At 67.5% G+C, this 26,957-nt stretch carries 21 protein-coding genes and 1 tRNA gene; 2 read left to right on the top strand and 20 right to left on the bottom strand.

Annotation, left to right across the window (positions count from 1 at the left end; translation table 11 throughout):
- Positions 1–51: 51 nt before the first annotated feature.
- From MFF22_RS10785 to MFF22_RS10795, 3 genes are all read right to left on the bottom strand, one after another.
- On the bottom strand, positions 52–861 hold the full coding sequence (locus MFF22_RS10785) for an SDR family NAD(P)-dependent oxidoreductase (RefSeq protein WP_238248991.1): 810 nt from the start codon (positions 859–861) through the stop codon (positions 52–54).
- A gap of 32 nt (positions 862–893) precedes the next feature.
- On the bottom strand, positions 894–1,661 hold the full coding sequence (locus MFF22_RS10790; protein WP_238248971.1) for an enoyl-CoA hydratase-related protein: 768 nt from the start codon (positions 1,659–1,661) through the stop codon (positions 894–896).
- Between the two features lie 65 nt (positions 1,662–1,726).
- The gene (locus tag MFF22_RS10795; RefSeq protein WP_238248972.1) at positions 1,727–3,466 is read right to left on the bottom strand and encodes an acyl-CoA dehydrogenase family protein; all 1,740 of its coding nucleotides are present in this window, start codon (positions 3,464–3,466) and stop codon (positions 1,727–1,729) included.
- 114 nt (positions 3,467–3,580) lie between these two features.
- Here MFF22_RS10795 and MFF22_RS10800 point away from each other — a divergent pair, with 114 nt between their 5' ends.
- The gene (locus MFF22_RS10800; protein ID WP_238248973.1) at positions 3,581–4,579 is read left to right on the top strand and encodes an L-threonylcarbamoyladenylate synthase; all 999 of its coding nucleotides are present in this window, start codon (positions 3,581–3,583) and stop codon (positions 4,577–4,579) included.
- A gap of 264 nt (positions 4,580–4,843) precedes the next feature.
- Here MFF22_RS10800 and wrbA read toward each other — a convergent pair whose 3' ends face one another.
- The gene (wrbA, locus tag MFF22_RS10805; RefSeq protein ID WP_238248974.1) at positions 4,844–5,440 is read right to left on the bottom strand and encodes an NAD(P)H:quinone oxidoreductase; all 597 of its coding nucleotides are present in this window, start codon (positions 5,438–5,440) and stop codon (positions 4,844–4,846) included.
- A gap of 120 nt (positions 5,441–5,560) precedes the next feature.
- Between wrbA and MFF22_RS10810 the strand changes: the two genes are divergently transcribed.
- Entirely contained in the window at positions 5,561–6,439 is an 879-nt protein-coding gene (locus MFF22_RS10810) for a LysR family transcriptional regulator (RefSeq protein WP_238248975.1), read from the top strand.
- A 71-nt stretch (positions 6,440–6,510) separates the two neighbouring features.
- Here the strand turns inward: MFF22_RS10810 and greA are convergent, their stop codons facing one another.
- From greA to MFF22_RS10890, 16 genes are all read right to left on the bottom strand, one after another.
- Positions 6,511–6,987: a transcription elongation factor GreA gene (greA, locus tag MFF22_RS10815; protein ID WP_238248976.1), complete on the bottom strand. Its 477-nt coding sequence runs from the start codon at positions 6,985–6,987 to the stop codon at positions 6,511–6,513.
- A gap of 51 nt (positions 6,988–7,038) precedes the next feature.
- Complete coding sequence (gene acuI / locus MFF22_RS10820) at positions 7,039–8,025, bottom strand: acrylyl-CoA reductase (NADPH) (protein WP_238248977.1); 987 nt, start codon at positions 8,023–8,025, stop codon at positions 7,039–7,041.
- A gap of 88 nt (positions 8,026–8,113) precedes the next feature.
- Positions 8,114–8,674 (bottom strand): hypothetical protein, encoded by a 561-nt coding sequence (locus tag MFF22_RS10825; protein ID WP_238248978.1) that lies wholly within the window; start codon positions 8,672–8,674, stop codon positions 8,114–8,116.
- A gap of 297 nt (positions 8,675–8,971) precedes the next feature.
- Positions 8,972–10,048: a cell wall hydrolase gene (locus MFF22_RS10830; RefSeq protein ID WP_442412697.1), complete on the bottom strand. Its 1,077-nt coding sequence runs from the start codon at positions 10,046–10,048 to the stop codon at positions 8,972–8,974.
- A gap of 435 nt (positions 10,049–10,483) precedes the next feature.
- Positions 10,484–14,692, bottom strand: a complete 4,209-nt coding sequence (gene rpoC / locus MFF22_RS10835) for a DNA-directed RNA polymerase subunit beta' (protein ID WP_238248979.1) — start codon at positions 14,690–14,692, stop codon at positions 10,484–10,486.
- Between the two features lie 172 nt (positions 14,693–14,864).
- Positions 14,865–18,989, bottom strand: coding sequence for a DNA-directed RNA polymerase subunit beta (gene rpoB / locus MFF22_RS10840; protein WP_238248980.1), 4,125 nt, complete (start codon positions 18,987–18,989; stop codon positions 14,865–14,867).
- Positions 18,990–19,231: 242 nt separating this feature from the next.
- Entirely contained in the window at positions 19,232–19,609 is a 378-nt protein-coding gene (gene rplL / locus MFF22_RS10845; RefSeq protein ID WP_238248981.1) for a 50S ribosomal protein L7/L12, read from the bottom strand.
- 51 nt (positions 19,610–19,660) lie between these two features.
- Positions 19,661–20,179 carry a 50S ribosomal protein L10 gene (rplJ, locus tag MFF22_RS10850; protein WP_238248982.1) on the bottom strand — a complete coding sequence of 173 codons (519 nt, stop codon included), beginning with the start codon at positions 20,177–20,179 and terminating at the stop codon, positions 19,661–19,663.
- 981 nt (positions 20,180–21,160) lie between these two features.
- Positions 21,161–22,804, bottom strand: a complete 1,644-nt coding sequence (locus MFF22_RS10855) for a B12-binding domain-containing radical SAM protein (protein ID WP_238248983.1) — start codon at positions 22,802–22,804, stop codon at positions 21,161–21,163.
- A gap of 152 nt (positions 22,805–22,956) precedes the next feature.
- Positions 22,957–23,655 (bottom strand): 50S ribosomal protein L1, encoded by a 699-nt coding sequence (rplA, locus tag MFF22_RS10860; RefSeq protein ID WP_238248984.1) that lies wholly within the window; start codon positions 23,653–23,655, stop codon positions 22,957–22,959.
- A gap of 10 nt (positions 23,656–23,665) precedes the next feature.
- Positions 23,666–24,115, bottom strand: a complete 450-nt coding sequence (gene rplK / locus MFF22_RS10865; RefSeq protein WP_238248985.1) for a 50S ribosomal protein L11 — start codon at positions 24,113–24,115, stop codon at positions 23,666–23,668.
- A gap of 238 nt (positions 24,116–24,353) precedes the next feature.
- On the bottom strand, positions 24,354–24,887 hold the full coding sequence (gene nusG / locus MFF22_RS10870) for a transcription termination/antitermination protein NusG (RefSeq protein WP_238248993.1): 534 nt from the start codon (positions 24,885–24,887) through the stop codon (positions 24,354–24,356).
- 41 nt (positions 24,888–24,928) lie between these two features.
- Positions 24,929–25,225 (bottom strand): preprotein translocase subunit SecE, encoded by a 297-nt coding sequence (gene secE, locus MFF22_RS10875; protein WP_238248986.1) that lies wholly within the window; start codon positions 25,223–25,225, stop codon positions 24,929–24,931.
- Positions 25,226–25,395: 170 nt separating this feature from the next.
- Positions 25,396–25,472: transfer RNA gene (locus MFF22_RS10880), tRNA-Trp, on the bottom strand.
- Positions 25,473–25,630: 158 nt separating this feature from the next.
- On the bottom strand, positions 25,631–26,530 hold the full coding sequence (locus MFF22_RS10885; RefSeq protein ID WP_238248987.1) for a DUF1444 family protein: 900 nt from the start codon (positions 26,528–26,530) through the stop codon (positions 25,631–25,633).
- Positions 26,531–26,752: 222 nt separating this feature from the next.
- A partial coding sequence (locus tag MFF22_RS10890; protein WP_505744226.1) for an EF-Tu C-terminal domain-related protein occupies positions 26,753–26,957 on the bottom strand: 205 nt, incomplete at its 5' end.

The following is a 26,957-nucleotide window of genomic DNA, read 5'->3' on the forward strand; positions in this document are numbered from 1 at the left end:
CTGACTTTAGACCACCTAGGCCGGAATTGAGGCCGTTTTGCGCGGAGGGCGTCAAGCCTCGACGTGAAGGCGGCCGGGACGCCCCCCATCCACGTCGGTGAAACCGTACCGGCTCGCAAGGTCGCCCACATGGAGGACCTGCCCCGCCCGGGCTGCCACGTCGGGGTCGGCTGCCAGCGCCGCGAGGGCGCGGCCGGCATAGAGGGGGGTCTCGCTGCCCGGCCCGTCGCGGCCGATCTCCCGGGCCCGCTCGGTGGCGACCGCCCCCGGGGAGAGGCCGAGGGCCGTGACCCCGTGGGGTCCGAGTTCCTGCCCGAGGGCGAAGGCAAGGCGGTTCGTGGCCGCCTTGGCCGCATCGTAATAGACGTCGCCGAGATAGGCGTCGTCCGTTCCGAAGGAGACCAGGGCGAGGAGACCCGACCGGGCAGCGACCATGGCTGGCGCCACCGCCCGGGCCAGGAGCAGGGCAGGTAAGGGTCCCGCCTGCATGAGGGCGAGATAGGGCTCGGCAGAGCGGCGCCAGAACGGGGTGCCCCAGGGCGTGCCGTCGGCGAATCGCTCCCCGTCGAACCCTTCGTTCCCGCCCCAGACGGCGCAGGCGGTGACGTCGATCCGTCCGAAGCGCCGCAGGACCCAGTGGACCATCTCGTCCGTCGCCCGCTCCGAGCGGTGGTCGCAGAGGTAGTGGTGGCCCCTCCCCCCGGCGAGATCCACCATGCGGGCGGTGTCCTCAATGGCCTCCCCGCGCATCTCGGTCCGCGGCCCGGTCTCGCTCGACCGGGCGGTGACGACCACCGTCGCCCCGCCCTCCCCCAGCGCCTGAGCAAGGCCGCGCCCGACACCCCTGGAGGCTCCCGCCACGAGGCAGATCTTCTGGCTGAGATCGGGCGCCGTCACAGCGCGGAGGCCGGCTTCGCTCGCGAGAGGAAGGCCTGGAGCCGTTCCCGCGATTCCGGCGATTGCAGTTGCGCGTCGAAGGCCTTCGCCTCGGCCTCGAGGGCCGCCTCGACCCGGTCCCGGTCGCCGCGGATGAGCCTCCGCGAGGCGGCGAGCGCTCCCTGCGGAAGGGCCGCCAGCCGGGCCGCTTGGGCCAGGGCATGGTCCAGCAGCATGTCGGCCGGCATCACGGCGTTCACGAGGCCCAGGGCGTGGGCGGCGTCGGCATCCAGGGTCTCGGACAGGAGCAGCAGCTCCGTCGCCTTCAGCCGGCCGACCCGGAGGGGCAGCAGGTAACTCGACGCGGCCTCCGGCACGAGGCCGAGCTCCACGAACGGCATGCGCAGCCGGGCCACCGGGCTTGCGTAGACGAGGTCGCAATGGAGCGTCAGGGTCGCGCCGATCCCCACGGCGACGCCGTCCACCGCCGCGACCAGGGGGGTCTCGGTCCGGGCGAGCTGACGGATGAAACGCAGGGCCGGCTTGTCGCTGAAGCCCCGCTCGGGCTGGGCGAGGAAGTCGGACAGGTCGTTGCCGGCGCTGAACATGCCCGGCTGGCCCGCAAAGACCACGGCGCGGATCGCCGCCGAGGCGTCGGCCTCCTCCAGGGCGACGCGCATGGCATCGTACATGGCACCGGTCAGGGCGTTCTTCTTCTGCGGCCGGTCGATGACGACGAGGCGCACGCCGTTCCTGCCGTCGCTGATTGTGACGTGATCGGTCATCGTGTGTGCCCTCGCCGCTTCCGTTCCCGACATCTCTTCCGGCCCTGCGGTGGCCAACCGGTCGTTCATACCGCCAGCGCCAGGGCGGCCTCCTCGGTGAAGCTGCCGCCCGCGAGCACGGCCTCCTCCAGGCCGCCCGAGGCCGGAAGCAGGTTCTCCGCATAGAAGCGAGCCAGGGCGATCCGGCCGGCATGGGCGGGATCCGTCTCCCCCGCCTTCCGCGCCGCCGCCGCGGCGAGGGCCGTCCGGGCGAGGCAGGCCCCACCCAGCGTCAGCCCGAACAGCCGCAGGTACGGCGCCGCCCCCGCGAGCGCCGCCTCCGGCCGGTTCGAGGCCAGGGCGGCCAGCTGATGGCTCGTCGCCCGGTCGAGGGATTCGACTCCCCCGCGCAGGCGGGCCGCCATGTGCCCGAAGGCCGGTTCGGGGCTCTTCAGTAGGCCCTCGGCGGCCCGGCGCATCCAGGCGATCTGCGCCCGCACCGTGGCTCCGCCGTTCAGGGGGAGCTTGCGCCCGGTCAGGTCGATGGCCTGGATGCCGTTGGTGCCCTCGTAGATGCCGAGGATGCGCGCATCGCGCATGAACTGCGCCGCGCCGGTCTCCTCGACGAAGCCCATTCCGCCATGCACCTGCACGCCCAGCGAGGTCACCTCGTTGGCGAGATCGGTGGAGAAGGCCTTCGCGACCGGCGTCAGCAGCGAGGCCCGGTCATGGGCCGCCCGTCCCTCCGGCCCGTGGGCGGCGTCGAGGGCCGCGGCGGTGAGATAGCAGATGCCCCGCGCCGCCGCCGTGTAGGCCTTCATCGTCAGCAGCATGCGCTGGACATCGGGGTGGGCGATGATCGGGCTCGTCGCCTCAGCGGCACCGATCGCCTTCCCCTGGCGGCGCTCGGCGGCGTAGGCCGACGCCTTCTGCGTCGCGGCTTCGGCCACGCCCACGCCCTGCACCCCGACCATGAGCCGGGCCGCGTTCATCATCGTGAACATACAGGCCAGCCCCTTGTTCTCCTGGCCGATCAGCCAGCCGGTGGCGCCGCCGTCGTCGCCGAAGGCCATGGAGCAGGTGGGCGACGCATTGATGCCGAGCTTGTGCTCGATCCCGGAGCACCGGAGATCGTTCGCCGACCCGTCCTGCAGGATCTTCGGCACGAGGAAAAGGGAGATGCCCCGCGTGCCGGCGGGCGCATTCTTCAGCCGGGCGAGGACGAGGTGGACGATGTTCTCCGAAAGGTCGTGCTCGCCGTAGGTGATGTAGATCTTCGCGCCGGTGATCCGATATGTGCCGTCACCCACCGGCTCCGCCCGGGTCCTGAGGAGGGCGAGGTCCGAGCCGGCCTGGGACTCGGTCAGGTTCATGGTCGCGGGCCATTCCCCCGACACGAGCTTGTCTAGGTACCGCGCCTTCAGCTCCTCCGAGCCGTGGGTCGCCAGTGCCTCGATGCCGCCCTGCGTCAGAAGGGGGCAAAGGCCGAAGGCGAGGTTTGCGCCGTTCCACATCTCGGCGCAGGCCGCATCCAAGGCCTTCGGCAGACCTTGTCCACCGTAGTCGGGGTCCGCCGAAAGGCCGTTCCAGCCCCCCGCGGTGAAGGTGGCATAGGCGTCCCGCCAGCCCGGCGGGGTTGTGACCCGCCCTGCGGCGAAGGGCGTCCCATGCCGGTCGCCGACCCTGTTGAGGGGCGCCAGCACGTCGGCGGCGAGACGCCCGGCCTCGGTGAGGATCGCCTGCGCGTCCTCGGGATCGACGCCCCCAAGCCCCGCCACGTGGCGCAGGGTGAACAGTATCTCGGCAACGGGGGCGCGGTAGCTCATCCAAGGTCCTCCCGGCATCGTACGGCGAGTTTGACCCCGCCCCGCGGCCGGCGCTAGGGCGAAGGTCATCCGAACCCGCGAGGCGGCGCGACGCCGCCGGAGATGGCATCCCGCATGAGTGATCCGGGGTCAACGGTCCCGGCCGGGACCAAGCTGCTGAGGCCGGACGACGCCGGCATCGCCGAGGCGGCGGCGATCCTGCGCGCCGGCGGCCTCGTCGCCTTCCCGACGGAGACGGTCTACGGGCTTGGCGGCGACGCCACCGACCCGGCGGCCGTGGCCGGGATCTACGCCGCCAAGGCACGCCCGAGCTTCAATCCCCTCATTGCCCACGTCCACGATGCGGCGGCGGCGCGGATCCAGGGGGTGTTCGGGGACGAGGCGAGCCGCCTCGCGGACGCCTTCTGGCCAGGCCCCCTCACCTTGGTCGTGCCCGCCTCGGCGGAGACCCGCGTGTGCGACCTTGCCCGCGCGGGCCTCCCGAGCGTGGCCCTGCGGGTTCCGGACGACGACGCCACCCGCGCCCTGCTGGCCGCCTTCGGCCGCCCCCTCGCGGGGCCGTCGGCCAACCGGTCCGGCCGGGTGAGTCCGACCCGTGCCGCCCACGTTCTGGCGGACCTCGACGGCCGTATCGCCGCGGTGCTCGATGGGGGCGATACCCAGGTGGGCTTGGAATCGACCGTCATCGCCTGCCTCGCCGGGCCGGCGCGGCTCCTGCGACCGGGTGGCATCACCCGGGACCGCCTGCGCGCTATCCTCGGCTACGACCCTGCAGGCCCAGAAACCACCGACGCCGAGGCCCCCGTCGGGCCCGGGCTCCTCGCCTCCCACTACGCGCCGAATGCCCGGGTGCGCCTGGACGTGACCCGCGTGGCGCCCGGCGAGGCGCTGCTGCTGTTCGGCTCTTTCCTGCCCGAGGGCCAAGAGACCGCCCGCGCCCGCCTGAACCTCAGCCCCGCCGGCAATCCCGCCGAAGCGGCGGCCCGGCTGTTCGGTGCGTTGCGCGAACTCGATGCGTCGGGAGCACCGACCATCGCCGTGGCACCCATCCCGCCCGATGGTCTCGGTGAAGCGATCCGCGACCGCCTCGTCCGGGCCGCGGCCCCCCGCTGAATTTTTTGCCGGCGTCCATGGAACAACCGGGGTGACATCCCGTTTATCGGCTTAGGAAGGCCACTCAGCCCCCATACGGCCTTCAACCTTTCGAGGCTCGGAGAAATCCGAGCCTTTTTTCTTGTCCGCGATGTTCCGCCACACCGTCCGTCATCGCGACCATCGCGGGGCGACCCCGGGGCAGCGGCGTTTCCCTGCCCCTGCATGACGTCCCGGGATCGCTGCGATCTGCCCGCGTCGATGGGCGGTGTATGAGCGTGCCGGTCAGGCCAGCTTGCCCGCGATGGTCGCCACGTGGCGGCCCTGGAAGCGGGCGCCATCCAACTCGATCTGGCTCGGCTGGCGGGAGCCGTCGCTGTCGGCGATGGTGCTGGCGCCGTAGGGGGTTCCACCCTTCACCGCCTCGACGCCGCCCTGGCCCTGGAACGCGTAGGGCAGGCCCACGACGACCATGCCGTGGTGGAAAAGCACCGTGTGGAAGCTGGTGAGCGTCGTCTCCTGCCCGCCATGCTGGGACGCCGTGGAGGTGAAGACCGAGCCGACCTTGCCGACCAGCGCACCCTTCATCCACAGGCCGCCGGTCTGGTCGATGAACTGCTTCATCTGCGAGGCCATGTTGCCGTAGCGGGTGGGCGTGCCGAAGATGATGCCATCGTACTGGGGCAGCTCCTCGACGGTGGCGACAGGCGCCTGCTGGTCGAGCTTGAAATGGTTCTGCCGGGCGACGTCCTCCGGCACCAGTTCCGGCACGCGCTTGACCACCACCTCGGCTCCGGACCCCCGGGCTCCCTCGGCGACGGCGTAGGCCATCTGCTCCACATGGCCGTAGGTCGAGTAATAGAGCACGAGGATCTTGGCCACGGCGGACTCTCCTTGTTCGACGCGCCTGCGCGGCGCCACCAGGCACAGATCACCCCTCCCGACGCTTGCAGGAAGCCCAAAAGACGCAAGAATGTCCTTGCGGATTTGCAAGGACGCGACATGCAACCCGGCTGGGACGACTTTCGCTTCGTGAAGGCTGTGGGTGATCGCCGGGGCCTGACGGGCGCCGCCGAACTCCTCGGGATCGACCACTCCACGGCATTCCGGCGCCTCGGCGCCATCGAAAAGGCCCTCGACGCACGGCTGTTCGAGCGGGGCCGCGCTGGCTACGTCCCCACCCCGGCGGGGCGGGCGATGATCGAGGCCGCAAGCCGCATCGAGACCGACGTGGCGGCCTTCTCCCGCGCCGTCGCCGGCGGCTCGGAGGAGGTGGCCGGCGACCTGCGTGTCACGGCCCCGGCCGGCCTCGCCGGCACGCTTCTCATGCCGATCCTGGCGAGCTTCTCACAAAAGTATCCGGCGGTGCGCCTCGACCTGATCCTCGCCGACGAGACCCTCAACCTCTCCCGGCGGGATGCCGACGTCGCGATCCGGGCCAGCCGGGGCCCCGATGAGACCCTCGTCGGCCGCCGGCTCACCGCCGTCGCCTGGGCCGTCTACGGTCGCGCCGACCGGATCTATGGTCCCCTCGCCGACGAGGCCTGGATCGGCCTCCGGGAGGGCGTGGCAGGGGGGCTGTTCCACCGTTTCATGAAGGGTCGCGCCCAGCCGGAGCGGATCGTGCTTCGCCTCAACGCGGTGACGTCTCTGCGTGAGGCCGTCGCCTCGGGTATCGGGATCGCGCCGCTGCCCTGTTTCGAGGGGGATGCCGACCCGACCCTCCGGCGGCTCGGTCAGCTCGAGCCGGAGCTCCGCGCCGACCTCTGGGTGCTGACCCACCAGGATCTGCGCCGCTCCGCCCGCATCCGCGCCTTCATGGACCATGTCGCGGGGGCGATCGTGCCCCTCCGTCCGGCCTTCGAAGGTAGATTGAGCTAACGGAAGGACGATGAGGGTGTCATCGACGGGGAGAAACCTCCCCAACTTCGCAGGACCTCTACAGTAGCCTGTTATGCCTTGATCTCGACGATCTCGACCTCGTGGCCGTTCACCTCGACCACGTCGCCGACGACCTTGCCGGTGATCGCCCGGGCCAGGGGCGCGACGTAGGAAATCGACCCCTTGTGCGGGTCGGCCTCGTCCTCGCCTACGATCCGGAAGGTCTGTTTGGTTTCCTTGCCGGAATCGTCCTCGCGGACCACCGTGACCGTCGCGCCGAAATGCACTGTGTCGCCCGCCATCGGCTCCACGAGTTGCGCGGTGTTCTTCCGCGCCACCCAGTAGCGCAGATCCCGCCCGATCCGGGAATCCTCGGCCTTATCGGTGCGGTCGAGGGAGCCGACCTCCTTCTCTAGACGGGCGACCTCGGCTTCGATCTGCCGGAGGCCCTCCGGCGTGACGAAGTTCGTGTGGGGGGAGATCGGCCGGTCGGGGAGGTTCTCGAACGCTTCCCCACCTTCGGGCTCTTTGACGAATGCGACGCTCATGGAAGCATCAACACGCAAGCCCGGGCTACGGTTGCGCGGGTCCGTCGGGCGTCAGGCAACCCGCACCACCGTCCGCCCCCGGACATGGCCGGACAGGATCTCATCGCCCATCGTCCCGACCTCCTCCAGCTCCACCGTCCGGGTCATCGCCGCCAGCTTGCCGAGGTCGAGTTCCCGGGCTATCCGGCCCCAGGCCGCCCGGCGCTTGTCGCGGGGCGTGGTGACGCTGTTGATGCCCAGCAACGACACGCCGCGGAGGATGAAGGGCGCGACGGAGGTCGGCAGGTCCATGCCCTGGGCGAGACCGCAGGCCGCGACGGCCCCGTCCGCCTTGGTCATGGACAGCACGTTGGCCAGCGTCTGGGAGCCGACGGCATCCACGGCGGCCGCCCAGCGCTCCTTCCCGAGGGGACGGCCGGGCTTCTCCAACTCGGCCCTGTCGAGGATCTCGGCAGCGCCGAGGCTCTTGAGATAATCGCCCTCTCCTGTCCGCCCGGTGGAGGCGATGACATGCCAGCCTGCCCGCGCGAGGAGCGCCACGGCGACCGACCCGACGCCGCCCGAAGCACCGGTCACGAGGGCGGGGCCGTCCGAGGGCTTCACCCCGTGGGCGTCGAGGGCCATCAGGCACAACATCGCGGTGTAGCCCGCCGTGCCGACCGCCATGGCCTGTTCGGGTGTCAGCCCGTCGGGCAGGGGCACCAGCCAGTCCCCCCTTACCCGGGCCTTCTGACCGTAGGCGCCGAGATGCGTCTCGCCCACGCCCCAGCCCGTCAATACGACGGGATCACCCGGCTTGTACTCATCATGCCCAGAGGTCTCGACCACGCCCGCGAAATCGATGCCCGGGATCATCGGGAAGCGGCGCACGACCGGCGAGCGGCCCGTAAGGGCCAGACCGTCCTTGTAGTTCAGGGTGGAGTGGGTGACGCGGACGGTGACGTCGCCGTCCATCAGGTCGGCCTCGTCGAAGTCGCGGAAGGCGAGGCTCTGCCCGCCCTCGGTCTTCTCAATCACCCACGCCTTGAAGGTGCCCATCGTCCGTTCCTCCCGATCTTGCCGGGGAGGTACGCCGCGGGGCTCAGGATTCAAGCCGCCCGGATCCCCGATCCGGGCGGCCCGTTTCTCAGTAACCGTCGTAGATGCTGCCGCGCGAGAAGCCGAGGCCCACGCCGATATCGGCGGAGCTGGCGCCGGTGATGCCCAGCGCATCCGGCAGCGAGCCGACCAGAGGGCCGCCGTAGCCGCCCACCGGCACCCAGCCCGCCCTCGCGGGGGCCACCAGCACCCGGCGGCTCACCGTGGCGTATTCCGGCGGGAAGGTCTCCGGCACCGTCTCGGCGGGGCGCACCAGCACCGTCCTGCGGCGGAGGGCGAAACGCGGCGGCGTGGAGACCCAGCAGCCGATCAGCTCGCCGCCGGGGCCACGGCTCTCCTGCCAGAACCGTCCACCGGGAGCGACGAGCACCCGCTCCTCGACGGTGTCGTAGACCGGCGGAACGGTGCGGTAGATCGTGCGCGGCGGCCGGACCAGCACGTTCTGCTGCTCGGTGGCGTAGACCGGCGGGGTCACCGCGTAGCGGTAGCATTCGCCGCCGTAGCAGCCGCCGGCCATGGCGGGCCCGGCGAAGGCCATGCCGCCCAACGCAGCGGCAATCATGAACGTCCTGGTGACCGACGCGGCCATCGTTCCCACCTTCACAACACGAGTTGACATCCGGGCGGGAGTCCATCCGCGCCCGATCCTCGCGCAAAGAAGCGGTAATCCGAGCTTCGCAGCAACCGATAAGCTGGATCACAGTAAAATTAATCTATGGGACGGACTGCGTAGAGGCCCGCGATTCGCCTGTTAACTGTTATTCCCGAAGGAGCGGAACCAATTGAGCTTTGGGTGGCCGAGGCGACGATCCAAACAAGAAAACCCCCGCCGGGCGTGCCGGGCGGGGGCTTGAGGACTGAAAAGAGGTGTCGGAAATCGGCCTGCTCAGGTCTGGCCCGGCTTCAACCCGTAGAAGATGTGGCGGCCGATCACGTCGAGCTTGCGCATCCGGCGCGACCAGCCCGGACGCACGTAATCGGCGTGGTAGTGGGTCGCGCCACCGACCTCTGCAACGTAGGTCCGTCCCTCGAGCACGGAGCGGGCGACGCGGGTCGCGTTGGCCCAGGCCCCGGCATCGGAGATGCGCAGGGAGCGGCCCTCGCAGGCGAAGGAGAACTGGCAGCCCATGTAATGGTGCCGGTTCTGGTAGACGACGCCGCAGATGCTCTGCGGATAGAGCCCGCTCTTCACCCGGTTGAGCACGACCTGGGCCACCGCTGCCTGCCCGGTCTCCGACTCGCTGCGGGCCTCGAAATACACGGCCTCGGAGAGGCAGCGCTGTTCCTTGTCCTGGGCCTCGGGGTCGATCAGGTCGGCGTAGCGGCTGCGGGCCTCGTCGGACGGGGCGGGCTCGGCCTCGGTGCCGCTGCGCAGGGCGTAGTCCGGCATCATAAGGCTCGCGGCGGTGATCTCAACGGGAATGGCGTCGGCCGGGGCCGGTGTGGTCGATGACAGGGCGACGGCCTTCGGCACCGCGGGGGTCGAACCGTCGACGCGCCCTCCGTCCTCGTCGTCGGTGAGGTCGGCGCTGGCTGCGCCGGTGGAGGCCGCGCTGCCCGCGCCCGTCGTCAGGCCGAGATCCGGGACCGGCACGAAGGCGGAGACCGGCTCCGCCTCGGCATCCCACACGGCGGACCCCGCCGTCATCATGCCGCTGACGCCCCCCGTGACGTCGCCGAACAACATGGCCAACCCGGATTCCCGGGAGAAGGCCACGGGCTCGGGTCGCATCGGATCCTCGCCGATCCGGCGGATGGCCGCGCCGATCAGCGCCGTGCCGGCCGGCAGGGATGGCACGGCGCGGCGGACATCCGCAGCCCCGAGGACGCCCGAGCCGACCGTGCTCTCCGTACCGGCGCTCGCCGTGAAGGAGACCAGCAGCCCAAGGCCGGCCATCCACGGCGCGAACACCGCCGACAGCCACCGCAGGTTCGTTTCCTGTCGCACTCGTCTCGTCGCCACGACTTGCCGACCCGTTCCGATGTGCCGCATCCGCCACGCTGTCCGCCGAAGACGGCGGCAAGGGGCCCTGGGCAAATTTATCGAATGGGTTGGTTGACCGGTGGTTAACAGAGCGCGCTGAGGCGCAATCGGAGCGGGAAGTAGGGGGGCTTCGACCCTTTCCGGTCTCCGTCAGAGCATTTCCCGGGCAACTCCGATCATGCCGCATCTCCCGCCTTTGCGAGCGAAGCGAAGCAATCCAGGCATCCACCTCATCCGGTCAGGTCCCGCTGCCCTGGATTGCTTCGTGCTCGCTCGCAAAGACGGTGAAGCGCGCGATCCCAATCAAACCGAAACCGACCTGGTGCCACGAAGCGGCAAAGGCCGAACCGGGGAATGCCCACAAAAAAGGGGCGGCCTTCCGGCCGCCCCCTTGGTCCTCACAGGTCGTGGATCTTACTCCGCGGCAGGCGGAAGCTCTTCGACCGGCTCGATGCCGCTCTCGGTCTGGCGCTGCTGCAGGATCATCGTGTCGCGGCGGCGGGCCACCGAGCGGATGTCGGCGACGAGCGAGCCGGTGCCGGCCGGGATGAGCGAGCCGACGATCACGTTCTCCTTCAGACCCTCCAGGGTATCCACCTTGCCGTTGACCGCGGCTTCGGTGAGCACCCTCGTGGTCTCCTGGAACGAGGCCGCCGAGATGAACGACTTCGTCTGGAGCGACGCCTTGGTGATGCCGAGCAGAACCGGCACGCCCTGGATCGGCTTCTTGCCCTCGGCAAGGAGCTTCTCGTTGAACTCGGCGAGTTCGGTCCGGTCGATCTGGTCACCCGAGAGGATGTCGGAATCGCCGCCATCGGTCACTTCGACCTTCTGCAGCATCTGCCGGACGATCACCTCGATGTGCTTGTCGTTGATCGACACGCCCTGGAGCCGGTAGACCTCCTGGATCTCGTTGACGAGGTAAGCCGCAAGCTCCTCCACGCCCTTGATCGCCAGGATGTCGTGCGGCGCCGGATTGCCGTCGACGATGTAGTCGCCGATCTCGACCACGTCCCCGTCCTGCAAGTGGATGTGCTTGCCCTTGGGGATGAGGTACTCGACCGCCTCCGACCCGTCATGCGGCGTCAGCGTCAGGCGACGCTTGTTCTTGTAGTCGCGCCCGAAGGCGATGGTGCCCGACTTCTCGGCGATGATCGCCGCGTCCTTCGGGCGCCGCGCCTCGAACAGCTCCGCCACCCGCGGCAGACCGCCGGTGATGTCGCGGGTCTTGGCCGACTCGGTGGAGACGCGGGCGAGGATGTCGCCGGCCTTCACCTTCGAACCCGGATCGAAGCCGATGATGGCATCGACCGGCAGGGCGTAGCGGGCATCCGCGCCGCGGGGCAGCTTCACGGCCTTCCCGTCCTTGTCGACGATGACCATCGACGGCTTCAGGTCGGAGGTCCGGGCGGACCCGCGCCAATCGATCACGACGCGCTTAGCGATACCCGTCGACTCGTCGGTCGTCTCGGTGATCGACTGGCCGTCGTAAAGGTCCTCGTAGGCCACCACGCCGTCGACCTCGGTGAGGATCGGACGGGTGTAGGGGTCCCACTCGGCGATGCGCTGGCCGCGCTTGATCTTGTCGCCTTCGTCCACGCGGACCCGGGCGCCGTATTGCAGGCGGTGGACCGCCCGCTCCACGCCGTCCGACCCTACGATGACCACCGCCACGTTACGGCCCGTCGCGACCAGATCCCCGTCCGAGTTCTTCGCCAGAGCCCGGTTGCGGATCTTGATCGTGCCCTCGAAGCTCGACTCGATGAAGGACGAGTCGGCGATCTGGGCGGCACCACCGATGTGGAAGGTACGCATGGTGAGCTGGGTGCCCGGCTCGCCGATGGACTGCGCCGCGATGACGCCGACGGCCTCGCCCATGTTGACGGGCGTGCCCCGGGCGAGGTCGCGCCCGTAGCAGGTGGCGCAGACGCCGCTCCGGGTGGCGCAGACCAGCACGGAGCGGATCTTCACCTCCTGGATACCGGCAGCGGTGATTGCCGGCAGGTGCTTCTCCTCGATGGTCTCGCCGGTCTTCACGATGACCGTGCCGTCCTGCGCGACGAGATCCTCCGCCGTGGCGCGGCCGAGGATGCGGGTGGCGAGCGTCGCCACCACCTGGCCGGCATCGACGATGGCGCGCATCTTGATGCCGTTGGTGGTGCCGCAATCCACCTCGCGGATCACCGCGTCCTGCGCCACGTCCACGAGACGACGGGTCAGGTAGCCGGAGTTGGCGGTCTTCAGGGCGGTGTCGGCGAGGCCCTTACGGGCGCCGTGCGTGGAGTTGAAGTACTCCAGCACGTCCAGACCTTCCTTGAAGTTCGAGATGATCGGCGTCTCGATGATCTCACCCGACGGCTTGGCCATGAGGCCACGCATGGCAGCGAGCTGCTTCATCTGCGCGGGCGACCCACGGGCGCCCGAGTGGCTCATCATGTAGATCGAGTTGACCTGCTTGTCGGCGCCGGTGTCGTCCTTCTGCACGGACGAGATCCGGCCCATCATCTCCTGGGCCAGCTTGTCCGAGCACTTGGCCCAGGCATCGACGACCTTGTTGTACTTCTCACCCTGGGTGATCAGGCCGTCGTTGTACTGCTGCTCGTAATCCTTCACGAGCGTGCGGGTACCCTCGACGATCTCCCACTTGTTCTCCGGCACGACCATGTCGTCCTTGCCGAAGGAGATGCCGGCCTTGAAGGCGTGGGTGAAGCCCAGCCCCATGATCCGGTCACAGAAGATCACCGACTCCTTCTGACCGCAGTGGCGGTAGACGGTGTCGATCATCGCCGAGATCTCCTTCTTGGTCATCAGCTTGTTGACGACGTCGAAGGGCACCTTGCGGTGCTTGGGCAGTGCGCCGGACAGGATCACCCGGCCGGGCGTGGTGTCGTAGGTCTTGGTCAGGGGCTCCCCGTCCGGGCCGATGCCCTTCCAGCGCCACTTGATCTTCGAGTGCAGCTTCACGACGCCCGCGGCCAGGGCGTGCTCGAGCTCGCCGATGTTGCCGTAGACACCCTGCATTGGGTTCAGCTTGTTGGTGCCGTCGAAGGCACCGGGCAGCCCCTCGCCGACGATCGACAGGTAGTAGAGGCCGAGCACAATGTCCTGCGAGGGCACGATGATCGGCTGGCCGTTGGCCGGGTGCAGGATGTTGTTGGTCGACATCATCAGCACGCGCGCTTCCAGCTGCGCTTCGAGCGACAGCGGGACGTGCACGGCCATCTGATCGCCGTCGAAGTCGGCGTTGAACGCGGCGCAGACCAGCGGGTGAAGCTGGATGGCCTTGCCCTCGATCAGCTTCGGCTCGAACGCCTGGATGCCAAGACGGTGGAGCGTCGGCGCGCGGTTCAGCATCACCGGGTGTTCGCGGATCACCTCGTCGAGGATGTCCCAAACCTCCGGCTTCTCCTTCTCCACGAGCTTCTTGGCCTGCTTGACCGTGGCCGAGAATCCCTTGGCATCGAGGCGCGCGTAGATGAACGGCTTGAACAGCTCCAGAGCCATCTTCTTCGGTAGGCCACACTGGTGCAGCTTCAGCTCGGGACCGACCACGATAACCGAACGGCCCGAGTAGTCCACGCGCTTGCCGAGCAGGTTCTGGCGGAACCGGCCCTGCTTACCCTTAAGCATGTCGGCGAGCGACTTCAGCGGACGCTTGTTGGCACCCGTAATGACCCGGCCACGGCGGCCGTTGTCGAACAGGGCGTCGACAGCCTCCTGCAGCATCCGCTTCTCGTTGCGGATGATGATGTCGGGGGCGCGCAGCTCGATCAGCCGCTTCAGGCGGTTGTTACGGTTGATGACGCGGCGGTACAGGTCGTTCAGGTCGGACGTGGCGAAACGGCCGCCGTCCAGCGGGACCAGCGGGCGCAGGTCCGGCGGGATGACGGGGATCACCGTCAGGATCATCCACTCGGGGCGGTTGCCGGACTGCTGGAACGCCTCGATGATCTTGAGGCGCTTCAAGAGCTTCTTCGGCTTCAGCTCAGAGGTGGTGACTGCGATCTCCTCGCGGAGGTCGTTGGCGATTCTGTCGAGGTCGAGTTCCTGAAGGATCCGGCGGATGGCCTCGGCGCCGATCATCGCCGTGAACGAATCCTCGCCGTATTCCTCCTGGGCGCGCAGGTACTCCTCCTCCGTCAGGAGCTGACGTTCCTTGAGGGGGGTGAGGCCCGGCTCGATGACGCAGTACGACTCGAAGTACAGGATCCGCTCGAGGTCCTTGAGGGCCATGTCGAGCAGCAGGCCGATGCGGCTCGGGAGGGACTTCAGGAACCAGATATGCGCGACGGGGGCGGCCAGTTCGATATGGCCCATGCGGTCGCGCCGGACGCGGGCCAGCGTCACCTCGACGCCGCACTTCTCACAGATGACGCCCTTGTACTTCATGCGCTTGTACTTGCCGCACAAGCACTCGTAGTCCTTGATCGGCCCGAAAATGCGCGCACAGAACAGGCCGTCGCGCTCGGGCTTGAAGGTCCGGTAGTTGATGGTCTCGGGCTTCTTGATCTCTCCGTAGGACCAGGAAAGGATCTTCTCCGGCGACGAGATCGAGATCTTGATCTGGTCGAAGCTAACCGGCTGGGGCTGCTGGTTAAAAAGGTTCATGACCTCTTGGTTCATGATCCGCTCCTCGGCTCGACACCGCCGGCCCCGCGCCGGGCCGCAGCGTCTTCAAAAAAAGGGCCGGCGCCGCACCCTGATGGGCCCGTCTGCCGTCGTGCCGGAGGCTCCTCCCCTCCCCGCTCGACCGTGGCGGCGCGGACGCCGCCACGGGAGGTTTATTGCTACACGATCACTCCGCCGCGTCGGCGGGCGGCTCCAGCTGGTCGTTCGCCGCCTTCTTGGAGGATGTCAGCTCGACGTTGAGGCCGAGCGAGCGCATCTCCTTGACGAGCACGTTGAACGACTCGGGGATGCCCGCCTCGAACGTGTCGTCGCCGCGCACGATGGCCTCGTAGACCTTGGTGCGGCCGGCCACGTCGTCCGACTTGACGGTGAGCATCTCCTGCAGGGTGTAGGCCGCGCCGTACGCCTCCAGCGCCCAGACCTCCATCTCGCCGAAGCGCTGACCGCCGAACTGCGCCTTGCCGCCCAGCGGCTGCTGGGTGACGAGCGAGTACGGGCCGATCGACCGGGCGTGGATCTTGTCGTCCACGAGGTGGTGGAGCTTCAGCATGTAGATGTAGCCCATCGTGACCTTGCGGTCGAAGGGCTCGCCGGTCCGCCCGTCGTAGAGCGTCGACTGCGCCGAGCGGTCCAGCCCGGCCATCTCCAGCATCTGCTCGATATCCGCCTCCTTGGCGCCGTTGAACACCGGGGTGGCCATCGGCACGCCGCGGCGGACGTTGTTGCCGGCCTCCACGAGGTCCTCGTCGGACAGGCCTTCCAGCTCCGAGGGGGAGTAGATCGCCTGCATCTCCTCACGGAGAGGCACGATGTCCTGGTTCTTCAGATAGGCATCGACCGCCTTCGCCACCTTGCGACCCAAGCCCGCAGCGGCCCACCCGAGGTGCGTCTCCAGGATCTGCCCAACGTTCATGCGCGAGGGCACGCCCAGCGGATTGAGCACGATGTCGGCATGCGTCCCATCCTCCAGGAACGGCATGTCCTCGATCGGCACGATCCGCGACACGACACCCTTGTTGCCGTGGCGCCCGGCCATCTTGTCGCCCGGCTGGATCTTGCGCTTCACCGCCACGAAGACCTTGACCATCTTCATAACGCCGGGGGGCAGCTCGTCGCCGCGCTGCAGCTTCTCGACCTTGTCGAGGAAGCGCTGCTCGAGGCGCTTCTTCGACTCGTCGTACTGCTTCTGCATGGCTTCCATCTCGGTCATGAGACGGTCGTCGATGACGGCGAACTGCCACCACTGGGAGCGGGGGTAGTCGTTGATCAGCTCGCGGGTGAGCGTGGTGTCCTTCTTGAAGCCCTTCGGCCCGGCCACCGGCGCCTGACCGATCAGCACATCCGCCAGACGGGCGTAGGTGTTGCGGTCGAGGATCGCCTGCTCGTCGTCGCGGTCCTTGGCGAGCCGCTCGATTTCCTCGCGCTCGATCGCCTGGGCGCGCTCGTCCTTGTCGACACCGTGCCGGTTGAACACCCGCACCTCGACGATGGTGCCGGTGACGCCCGGGGGCACCCGCAGGGACGTATCGCGCACGTCCGAGGCCTTCTCACCGAAGATGGCGCGAAGGAGCTTCTCCTCCGGCGTCATCGGGCTCTCGCCCTTCGGCGTGATCTTGCCGACGAGGATGTCGCCGGCATGGACCTCGGCGCCGATGTAGACGATGCCGGCTTCGTCGAGGTTCTTGAGCGCCTCTTCCGAGACGTTCGGGATGTCGCGGGTGATTTCCTCCGGACCCAGCTTGGTGTCGCGGGCCATCACCTCGAATTCCTCGATGTGGATCGAGGTGAACACGTCATCCTTCACGATCCGCTCGGAAAGCAGGATCGAGTCCTCAAAGTTGTAGCCGTTCCACGGCATGAACGCGACGAGCACGTTCCGGCCGAGCGCCAGTTCACCGAACTCGGTCGAGGGACCGTCGGCGATGATCTCGCCCTTCTTCACGAACTCGCCGACGCGGACCAGCGGCTTCTGCGTGATGCAGGTCGACTGGTTGGAGCGCTGGAACTTCTGCAGCCGGTAGATGTCGACGCCCGGCTTGTTGGCGTCGGCCTCTTCCGTGGCGCGGATGACGATACGGGTGGCATCCACCTGATCGATGATGCCGGCCCGGCGGGCCGCGATGGCCGCGCCGGAATCCCGGGCGACCACCGCCTCCATGCCGGTGCCCACGAACGGGGCGTCGGCGCGGACCAGCGGCACCGCCTGGCGCTGCATGTTCGAGCCCATGAGGGCGCGGTTGGCGTCGTCGTTCTCGAGGAACGGGATGAGCGCCGCGGCGACCGACACGAGCTGCTTCGGCGACACGTCCATGAGGTCCACGCGCTCGGGACCGACGACGATGACTTCACCCGCCCGGCGGCAGACCACGAGGTCTTCCGTTAGCTTGCGGGCCTCGTCCATCTGCGCGTTGGCCTGGGCGACGTAGTACTTCGCCTCCTCCATGGCCGAGAGGTAGGCGACCTCGTCCGTCACCACGCCGTCGCGGACCCGGCGGAACGGGGTCTCGATGAAGCCGTACTTGTTCACGCGGGCGAAGGTCGCCAGCGAGTTGATCAGGCCGATGTTCGGGCCTTCCGGCGTCTCGATCGGACAGATGCGGCCGTAATGGGTCGGGTGCACGTCGCGCACCTCGAACCCGGCGCGCTCGCGGGTCAGACCGCCCGGGCCCAACGCCGAGAGGCGGCGCTTGTGCGTCACCTCGGAGAGCGGGTTGGTCTGGTCCATGAACTGCGAGAGCTGCGACGAGCCGAAGAACTCGCGCACCGCCGCCGCCGCCGGCTTGGCGTTGATCAGGTCCTGCGGCATCACCGTGTCGATATCGACCTGGCTCATGCGCTCGCGGATGGCGCGCTCCATGCGGAGCAGGCCCAGGCGGTACTGGTTCTCCATGAGCTCACCCACCGAACGCACCCGGCGGTTGCCGAGGTGGTCGATGTCGTCGATCTCGCCCTTGCCGTCGCGCAATTCCACAAGCGCCTTCACCACGGCCAGCATGTCCTCCTTGCGGAGGGTACGCACCGTGTCGGCGGCATCGAGGTCGAGGCGCATGTTCATCTTAACGCGGCCGACCGCCGAGAGGTCGTAGCGCTCGGAATCGAAGAACAGCGAGTGGAACATCGCCTCGGCGGTGTCGAGGGTCGGCGGCTCGCCCGGGCGCATGACCCGGTAGATGTCGAACAGCGCGCCTTCGCGGGCGGAGTTCTTGTCCACGGCGAGGGTGTTGCGGATGTACGGACCGACATTCACGTGGTCGATGTCGAGCACCGGCAGCTCGGTCATGCCGACGTCGTCGAGGGCCTTCAGCAGCTTCTCGGTGATCTCTTCGCCGGCCTCGGCCCAGATCTCGCCGGTCTGCATGTTGACGAGATCTTCGGCGATGTACTGGCCGACGAGGTCCTCGTCGGTCGCCTTGAGGAAGTTCACGCCCTTCTCGGTGATCTGGCGGGCGTTGCGGGCGTTGAGCTTCTTGCCCGCTTCCAGCACGACCTCGCCGGACTCGGCGTCGATCAGGTCCGAGGTCGCCTTCATGCCTTTCATGCGCTCGGCATCGAACGGCACGCGCCAGTCGGCGCCGTCGCGGTCATAGACCACGCGGTTGTAGAAGGTCGAGAGGATCTCCTCGCCGTCAAGGCCGAGGGCGTAGAGCAGCGACGTGACCGGCAGCTTGCGCTTCCGGTCGATGCGGACATGCACGATGTCCTTGGCGTCGAACTCCACGTCGAGCCACGAGCCGCGGTACGGGATGATCCGCGCCGCGAACAGGAGCTTGCCCGAGGAGTGGGTCTTGCCCTTGTCGTGGTCGAAGAACACGCCCGGCGAGCGGTGCATCTGCGAGACGATGACGCGCTCGGTGCCGTTGACGATAAAGGTGCCGTTCTCCGTCATCAGGGGCATGTCGCCCATGTAGACGTCCTGCTCCTTGATGTCCTTGACCGACTTCGCCTGGGTGTCCGGATCGACGTCGAACACGATGAGGCGCAGCGTCACCTTCAGCGGGGCCGCGAAGGTGATGCCGCGCTGGCGGCACTCGTCCACGTCGTACTTCGGCGGCTCGAACGTGTAGCGGACGAACTCGAGCAGGGCCGTCGAGGCGAAGTCCGAAATCGGGAAGACCGACTTGAACACGCTCTGGAGACCCTCGTCGGCGCGGCCGCCCTCCGGCTCGTCGACCATCAGGAACTGGTCGTAGGATGCCTTCTGAACCTCGATGAGGTTCGGCATCTGGGCCACTTCCTTGATCTTGCCGAAGAACTTCCGAATGCGCTTGCGACCGACCGGCGTGTTGGCCATGTGACCTCGCTCCATTCCGCGTGCCCGTTGCCCGGGGAAGCGCAAGGCTCCCGCACCGTGGCTGTGACGCGCGCCCCGCCGGACCGCGCCACCCGTCTCGAATTCCGTCAGATCCGTTCCAGAATCCCCCGACCGCCAGAAGCGGCCTTAGCCCGCGGGTGCGAACACCCGCGGGCTCCGGTCCCGGTCATCCCTGTACGGAAAGCCGGGGGATGATGGGCCGCTGCCGGCCCATCGCCGTCTTACTTGAGCTCGACCTTGGCGCCAGCCTTCTCGAGCTGGGCCTTGAGCTTGGCGGCGTCGTCCTTGGACACGCCTTCCTTGACCGGCTTCGGAGCGCCTTCGACGAGGTCCTTGGCTTCCTTGAGGCCGAGGCCGGTGATCGCGCGGACCTCCTTGATGACCTCGATCTTCTTGTCGCCGGCGGCGGCGAGGACGACCGTGAACTCGGTCTGCTCCTCGACGGCGGCGGCAGCACCACCGGCAGCCGGGCCGGCGGCCACGGCGACGGCGGCAGCAGCCGAGACGCCCCACTTCTCTTCGAGCATCTTGGCGAGCTCGGCGGCCTCGAGCACGGTCAGCGAGGACAGGTCGTCGACGATCTTGGCGAGATCAGCCATGTCGGGTTCCTTTCAGGATATCGGTTTGAACGAGTGAGATTTGAAGGGGCCTCAGGCGGCCTCGTCCTTCTTGGCATAAGCCCCGAACACGCGAGCGAGCTTGGCCGCCGGCGCGGTGCTGAGCTGAGCGATCTTGGTCGCGGGAGCCTGGATGAGGCCCACGAGCTTGGCGCGCAGTTCGTCGAGCGACGGCAGCGAGGCGAGCGCCTTCACACCATCGGGGTTCAGAGCGGTCGTGCCCATCGCTCCGCCAAGAATCACGAGCTTGTCGTTGGTCTTGGAGAAGTCGACCGCGACCTTGGCGGCGGCGACCGGATCGCCCGAATAGGCGAGCAGGGTCGGGCCCTTCAGGAGCGGCTTGATGGAGGCGACGTCCGTGCCTTCCAGAGCGATGCCGGCGAGGCTGTTCTTGGCGACCTTCACGGTGGCGCCGGCCTGCTTCATCTGCGAACGCAGCTTCTGCATGTCGGCAACCGTGAGGCCCTTGTAGTGGGCCACGACGACGACGGCGCTCTGATTGAACACGCCGTTGAGCGTCGAGACGAGATCAGCCTTTGCTGTCCTGTCCACTGGGCTCTCTCCGGTTGGCGGAACCGGGAATCGGCTCCGCCGGTTGCACTTGCCGCCCGGACACACTCGGCCTTGCGAAAGACCGTGAACGTCCGAACGACGCTTCGCGGCCCTGTCTCCGATCGGTCCCTGAAGACCCACCGGGTGAGTTGGTTCAAACCGATTGCCTGCCCTGGCTGAAGCCCTGGCGCGGCTGTCGTCAAACGTCGGTCATCCCCGTCTGTGCAGGCTTGGCGGATTAAGCCGGCGAACCGGCGCCTGCAGTCTCGGACAGGACATGGCCGGACTAGGCTCCATCGGGCGTGCGCCCCCTGGATCCCGCCGGCCAGTGACGTCCGGTTGCCCGGACGACATTTCAAACGGAAACCGGCCTATCGGCCGTATCCCCTCGTCGTGTGAATAGCGTGAGGCGCGGCTTATAGATCTTAGCAAGCCACCTGCCAAGGGCTGAAGTACGACTTTTCCGCCGCAGGCAAGGGCCGAACGCGCGAATGGCAGGCATGCACTCGTTACGCGCAGCGGGCAGCGGCGATCCCGGTGGCTTTGCTTTTTCGCGAGTCGGGGATATCTTCCTTGGTGAGGTCCCACGGGGGGCAAGCCCGTGGGACCTCTTATCAGACGATCCGACTAGATCATCAAAGCGAGATGGATGGCGAACTGCCACCCATCTCGCGTTTTCGCGATGGTGATGCTCACCATCAGCGGAAACACGATCAACGTCCTCACCTCCCCCGACAGGCCTGCTCTCTGGCAGCGGCCGGCAAGCTCCGCCGCAGGCTTCCCTATGCCCGAAGCCGTCGCATCGGAAGATGATCGACTGACCGGCCAAGCTTAGGACCGGCGTCTTAGGCTGTCACATCTTTGCCCCGTCCTTGGGGGCCCATTTTCGCATCGAGGCAAAGCTTCCTCTGCCTCGATAGCTTATCCACACGACTTACACTGGTCTTTCGGTAGTCGGATAAAACCCGCGGTGGTTACGGCCTAGGCCGCCTCCCGCTCCGGCACGAATCGGCGGCGGGCGTTTTCCCACCAGCTCCGGTCCTGGGCCTCCTTCGCCTCGGCGGCCTTCGCCGCGTAGAACGAAGCGTTGTGCTCGCCGCGCAGGGCCTCGCGGGTGAAGCGGATCAGGTGGTGGGCGACGAAGCCCATATTGAACACCGCCTCGATCTGGCCCCGACGCAGGGCGTAGCCCGCCGCCCGCCAGAACGGTCCGCGATAGTTGGAGAGCAGCCCGACCCTCGTGACGATGTTGAAGCCGAGAATCAGCCCTCGGCGCAGGTTGGTGAAGGTGAGCTTGCCCGCGGTCGGCGTCTTGATCCGGTGCGGGTAGGTCGTCTCGCACTGGTGCTTGAAGCGCTCGAACAGGTTCTCCGGCTGGTAGGCATGGGCAATGGCCCGGCGCCAGCTCGCCACCACCGTGTCATGCGGCCGCTTGAACAGGACGTTCGATTCGAGGGCCGCGTCATGGACCAGCCGATTCTCCTTCTCCAACCGATCCCACAGGGGCGTCTTCGGCAAGGCCTGGAGAAGGTTGATGGTGAGGACCGGGATCGCCGACTTGTCGATGAAGTCGATCAGGTTCTGCTCGGACTTGTCGGAGTCGGAATCGAGGCCGAGGATGATGCCTGAGGTAACTTCCAACCCATAGGAATTCAGCGTCGAGATTGCCTCGTACATCGGCACGGCGGCGTTGTGGGTCTTGTCGATCCCCTTCAGGGCGTCGGCCTCCGGCGTCTCGATGCCGACGAAAACGGTCATGAAGTTCGCCTGGCGCATCAGCTCGAGGATCTCGGGCTGCTTGGCCATGTTGAGGGTCGCCTCGCAGGCGAATTGCAGCGGGTAATTGTTCCGCTTCTGCCAATCGACCAGCACCGGCAGCATCTCCCGCGTCGCCTTGCGGTTGCCGATGAAGTTGTCGTCCACGAAATAGACCACCGCCGGATGGCCGGGCTGGCTGACGATGGCGTCTAGCTCCGCACAGAGCTGTTCGGGGGTCTTCAGCCGGGGCTGGCGCCCGTAGAGCTGCGGGATGTCGCAGAACTCGCAGCGATAGGGGCAGCCCGAGGAGAACTGAAGGGAGCCGATCAAGTAACGCTTGAGCGGCACGGCCTCATAGGCCGGCGCCGGGAAATCCGCGAGGGCGAGGCGGTCGCCGGTCTCGTAGGTCTCCGGCGTCTCCGGGCGGGCGATGCTCGCATCGAGGCGGGCAATCAGCCTGTCGGTGGCGTCGCCGATCTCACCGATGTGGAGGCAGTCGAAATCGGGATACTTCTCGGGCGCACCCGAGACCGACGGCCCGCCGAGCACGGCGAGCTTACCCGCCGCATGGGCGCGGGCCCGGATATCGTGGATCTGGCCTTCCTGGATGTGCATCCCGGAGACGAACACCGCGTCGGCCCAGGCGAAATCGGCGGCCGTGGCGCGCTTGATGTTCTCGTCGATGAACCGGCACTCCCAGGTCTCGGGCATGTACGCCGCGATGACGAGGAGGCCCTGGGGCGGCATGAACGCCTTCACGCCACCCATTAAGGGGTATGCGTGGGAGAATGTGCCGAAGGACGGCGTGTAGGCGGGGAAGACGCAGAGGATGCGTCGACGGGACGTGACGGAGACGGTGCTGCGCATGGGCGCTTATCTAGCACAGCTCTGCGCGAGGGCGCCCCCTCCCCCATCACGAATGACGCAATTGAGAATGCGACTTCTCGCTCCCGCGAACGCAAAACGCCCGGCCATCTCCGGCCGGGCGTCTGACTGCGTCGCAGGGTCGCGGTGTCGGCTTAGGCGGTCAGAACCGTGTTCGGCTCGACCTTCACGCCCGGGCCCATCGTCGAGGTGACGGCGATGCGCTGGACGTAGGTGCCCTTGGCGCCCGCCGGCTTGGCCTTGGCGACCGCGTCGGCGAACGCCTTGATGTTCTCAACGAGCTTGTCGGCGTCGAACGAGACCTTGCCGACGCCGGCATGGACGATGCCCGCCTTCTCGACGCGGAACTCCACGGCGCCGCCCTTGGCGGCGGCCACGGCGCCCTTCACGTCCATCGTGACGGTGCCGACCTTCGGGTTCGGCATCAGGCCGCGCGGGCCCAGCACCTTACCGAGACGGCCGACGAGGGGCATCATGTCCGGGGTGGCGATGCAACGATCGAACTCGATCTTGCCGCCCTGGACGATCTCCAGGAGATCCTCGGCGCCGACGATGTCGGCACCCGCCGCCTTGGCGTCGTCCGCCTTGGCGCCGCGGGCGAAGACCGCCACGCGCACCGTCCGGCCGGAACCGTTCGGCAGGTTGCAGACGCCGCGGACCATCTGGTCGGCGTGGCGCGGATCGACACCCAGGTTCATGGAGACCTCGACGGTCTCATCGAACTTGGCGGTCGCCCGCTCCTTCACGAGCTTGATCGCCTCGGCGATCGTGTAGAGCTTGGTCGGCTCCAGGCCCTCGCGGGCGGCGCGGATGCGCTTTCCTTCGCGTGCCATCTGTCCCTCCTCAGGCCGTGACTTCGAGGCCCATGGCCCGGGCGGAACCCCGGATCATGGCAACGGCCGCCTCGACGGAATCGCAGTTGAGGTCGGGCATCTTCTTCTCGGCGATCTCGCGAAGCTGGGCCTCGGTGATCTTGCCGACGGTCGGGCCCTTGCCCGGCGTCTTGGAGCCGGAGGCCGGCTTCTTGCCGATCTTCAGGCCCACCGCCTTCTTCAGGAAGAAGGTGACCGGGGGCTGCTTCATCTCGAAGGTGAAGGACCGGTCCTGATACGCGGTGATGATCACCGGGATCGGGGTGCCCTTCTCCATCTGCGCGGTCTTCGCGTTGAAGGCCTTGCAGAATTCCATGATGTTGAGGCCGCGCTGACCGAGCGCGGGGCCGATCGGCGGCGACGGGTTCGCCGCGCCGGCCGGGACCTGAAGCTTCACGTAGCCCGTGATCTTCTTCGCCATAGGGACTGCTCCCAATGTTCATCCGCCCCCACGCTGCCGAGGCGCGGCGGGTCGGACGGTTGCAGGTCGCGGTGCGATCCGAAGCTCCCGGAGGCGAGGCCGGGCGGATCTCCCGCGTGGGTTTGGCGAACAGGGAGTTACGAATAGCGAATGGCCGGCGTCGCGTTTGACACTGGCGGCGGTGCCGCGCTCGGCACCCCCTACTCGCTATTCGCTACTCCCTATTCGCTCTCTACACTCAGGCCTTCTCGACCTGGGCGTATTCCAGTTCCACCGGGGTGGCGCGGCCGAAGATCGACACAGCCACCTTCAGGCGGGAACGGGCATCGTCGATCTCCTCGACGGTGCCGTTGAAGCTCGCGAACGGGCCGTCCGCCACGCGGACGGTCTCGCCGATCTCGAACGAAATCGAGGGCTTGGGCCGGTCGACGCCTTCGGCGACCTGACCCTTGATCCGCTCGGCCTCGGCGTCGGGGATCGGCACCGGCTTGGACTTGTCCGCGCCGAGGAAGCCCGTGACCTTCGGGGTGTTCTTGATGAGGTGGTAGACCTCGTCGGTTAGGTCGCACTTCACGAGCACGTAGCCCGGGAAGAACTTCCGCTCCGCATCGACCTTACGGCCGCGGCGCACCTCGACGACCTTCTCGGTCGGGACCATCACCTCGTCGAACAGGTCGGTCAGGCCGCGCTGAGCGGCCTGGTCCTTGATGGACTGGGCGACCTTGTTCTCGAAATTCGAATAGGCGTGGACGATGTACCAGCGCTTGGACACGGCGTTCACTCAACTCCGAAGTAGTCCGGGACCTGCGTCCCTCAGAGCCCGAGGATCAGGCCGACGATGAAGCGCATGGCCTGATCGACCACGGTGAAGAACAGGCTGGTCACCACCACCATGATGAACACCATCATCGTGGTGATGGTGGTCTCCCGGCGGGACGGCCACGTGACCTTCCGGCCCTCGTCCCGCACCTGCGCGATGAACTCGCCGGGCCCGACGCGCTTCGGCGGCACCTTGGCCGGCGGAGTCTGGCGGGCCGGCGGCGCAACGTCGCGACCGCGGTTGGTGCCGCGGGCGAGGTCCACCTTCTTCGTCGCTTCGTTCGATGCCATGGCGCCAGGTTCGTTGACGGATTCGGGCCTTCCGGCCGCGTTCGGAAACGCGAACGCTCGGCGCCTTGGGCCGTTTAAGCCCGCACCGACGGTCGGTTCAGATCTCGGATCGAAGCCGCTCTAGCGCAAGTCGGAGGACTTGTCGACCACGGAGCAGCAGGCGCCCGGACTGGCAGGAGTGGAGGGACTCGAACCCGCAACCTCCGGTTTTGGAGACCGGCGCTCTGACCAGTTGAGCTACACTCCTGTGTGCGCCGCTCGCGCGGCGCGTCCGCTCCATGCCGCAACCGCTTCACGGATGCAAGGGGCTCAAGGCGCCTCGGCGCGGCGATCCCGATCAATCATGGCTTTGAATCCCGGCTTTCGTTGGGGGCTCACGCCCGCGAGGCAGCCAACGATAAGCGGTCAGCGGCCGTGGCCGGCCCGCTCGGTCGCGCCCAGCGGGCGCAGGTTTCGTCCATCGAACTGAAACAGCTCGTCGCTACGACTGTAGGGCCCCTCATTCATCAGTTTCGTCGCGGCGACGGCGAGCGCCGCATGCTTCGTGCTGTCCGACGGCCAAGCCATGAGAAGACCCCGTGTCGGCGCCGCCACCACGATGGATTCGGCCTTCAAAGCCTTGCGCAACTCATCCAGGAAACGAGGCAGCAGGAGCCGGGCGGCGTCGTAATCGTCGCCGCTTCGGGAGAGAAGATAGAATGGCTGATCGCCGTCGACGGCAAGTTCGGCGGCCACATCCTGGGAGGCCTCTGCGAGGTTCGTCACGGCGACCGCCTCGACGGCAGCCAGATCGACCCCCCATTCCGCCACCATGTCGCGGGTGACGTATCGGTAGCGCTTGGGCTCGTCGAGGACATAGACGACAGCCAGGGTGGTGGAGAACGGGCGCTGGACGAGTTCCGGATGCTCCCGCAGAAAATCGCGGGGCAGAAGCTGGACGCGCAGGCGGGGCTTCACCTTCTCGTAGGTCGCGGACGCGCAGCAAACCGTCCCCCCGGACCCCGGAAGGAAGCTGGCGAGAAACGACTCGATCTCCCGCCGCCTCCCGGACGCGGCGATGTTCCGGAGATGGGCGTAGAGGTTATCGAGGGCGATCGTCCGTTCTCCGATGCGGATCTGCGTCGGATCCGCATCCGGGATGATGACGGCCGCCGGCCGGATCTCATGGATGATCGACACGACCTCGTCGCGAAAGCGACCGTCGCGCAGCGCATCGGCCCACCCCGGAACGGCATGGCCGACGATCAACGCCAGGATGACGACGGCGAGGCGACAAAACCTCACGGCGAACCGAGCGTCACTCATCCCATCACCCCGCACCGGAAAGACGAGGCAAGAACACGAAACGCCGGAGCACCGTCAATGCGGCGTCCGGCGTTTTCCATAATATCTTTCAAGCACAAGTCAGAGGCTAAATTAGTTCAGCCTGCAACTTTTACTTGAGATCTGCGCCCAGTCGTTGATGGCGGCGGCGACGCCGGCACCGGAACCCGTTCGCGCTTGTCGCGGACGGGCCGGTGCCGTCGATCAATCGTTGATCGCCGCCACCACCCCTGCTCCAACCGTGCGGCCGCCTTCGCGGATGGCGAAGCGCAGCTTCTCTTCCATGGCCACCGGCACGATCAGCACCACGTCCATGGTCACGTTGTCGCCCGGCATCACCATCTCGGTGCCCTCGGGAAGCGTCACCACGCCCGTCACGTCCGTCGTGCGGAAGTAGAACTGCGGCCGG

This window comes from Methylobacterium persicinum (assembly GCF_022179525.1).
GTDB lineage: Bacteria > Pseudomonadota > Alphaproteobacteria > Rhizobiales > Beijerinckiaceae > Methylobacterium > Methylobacterium persicinum.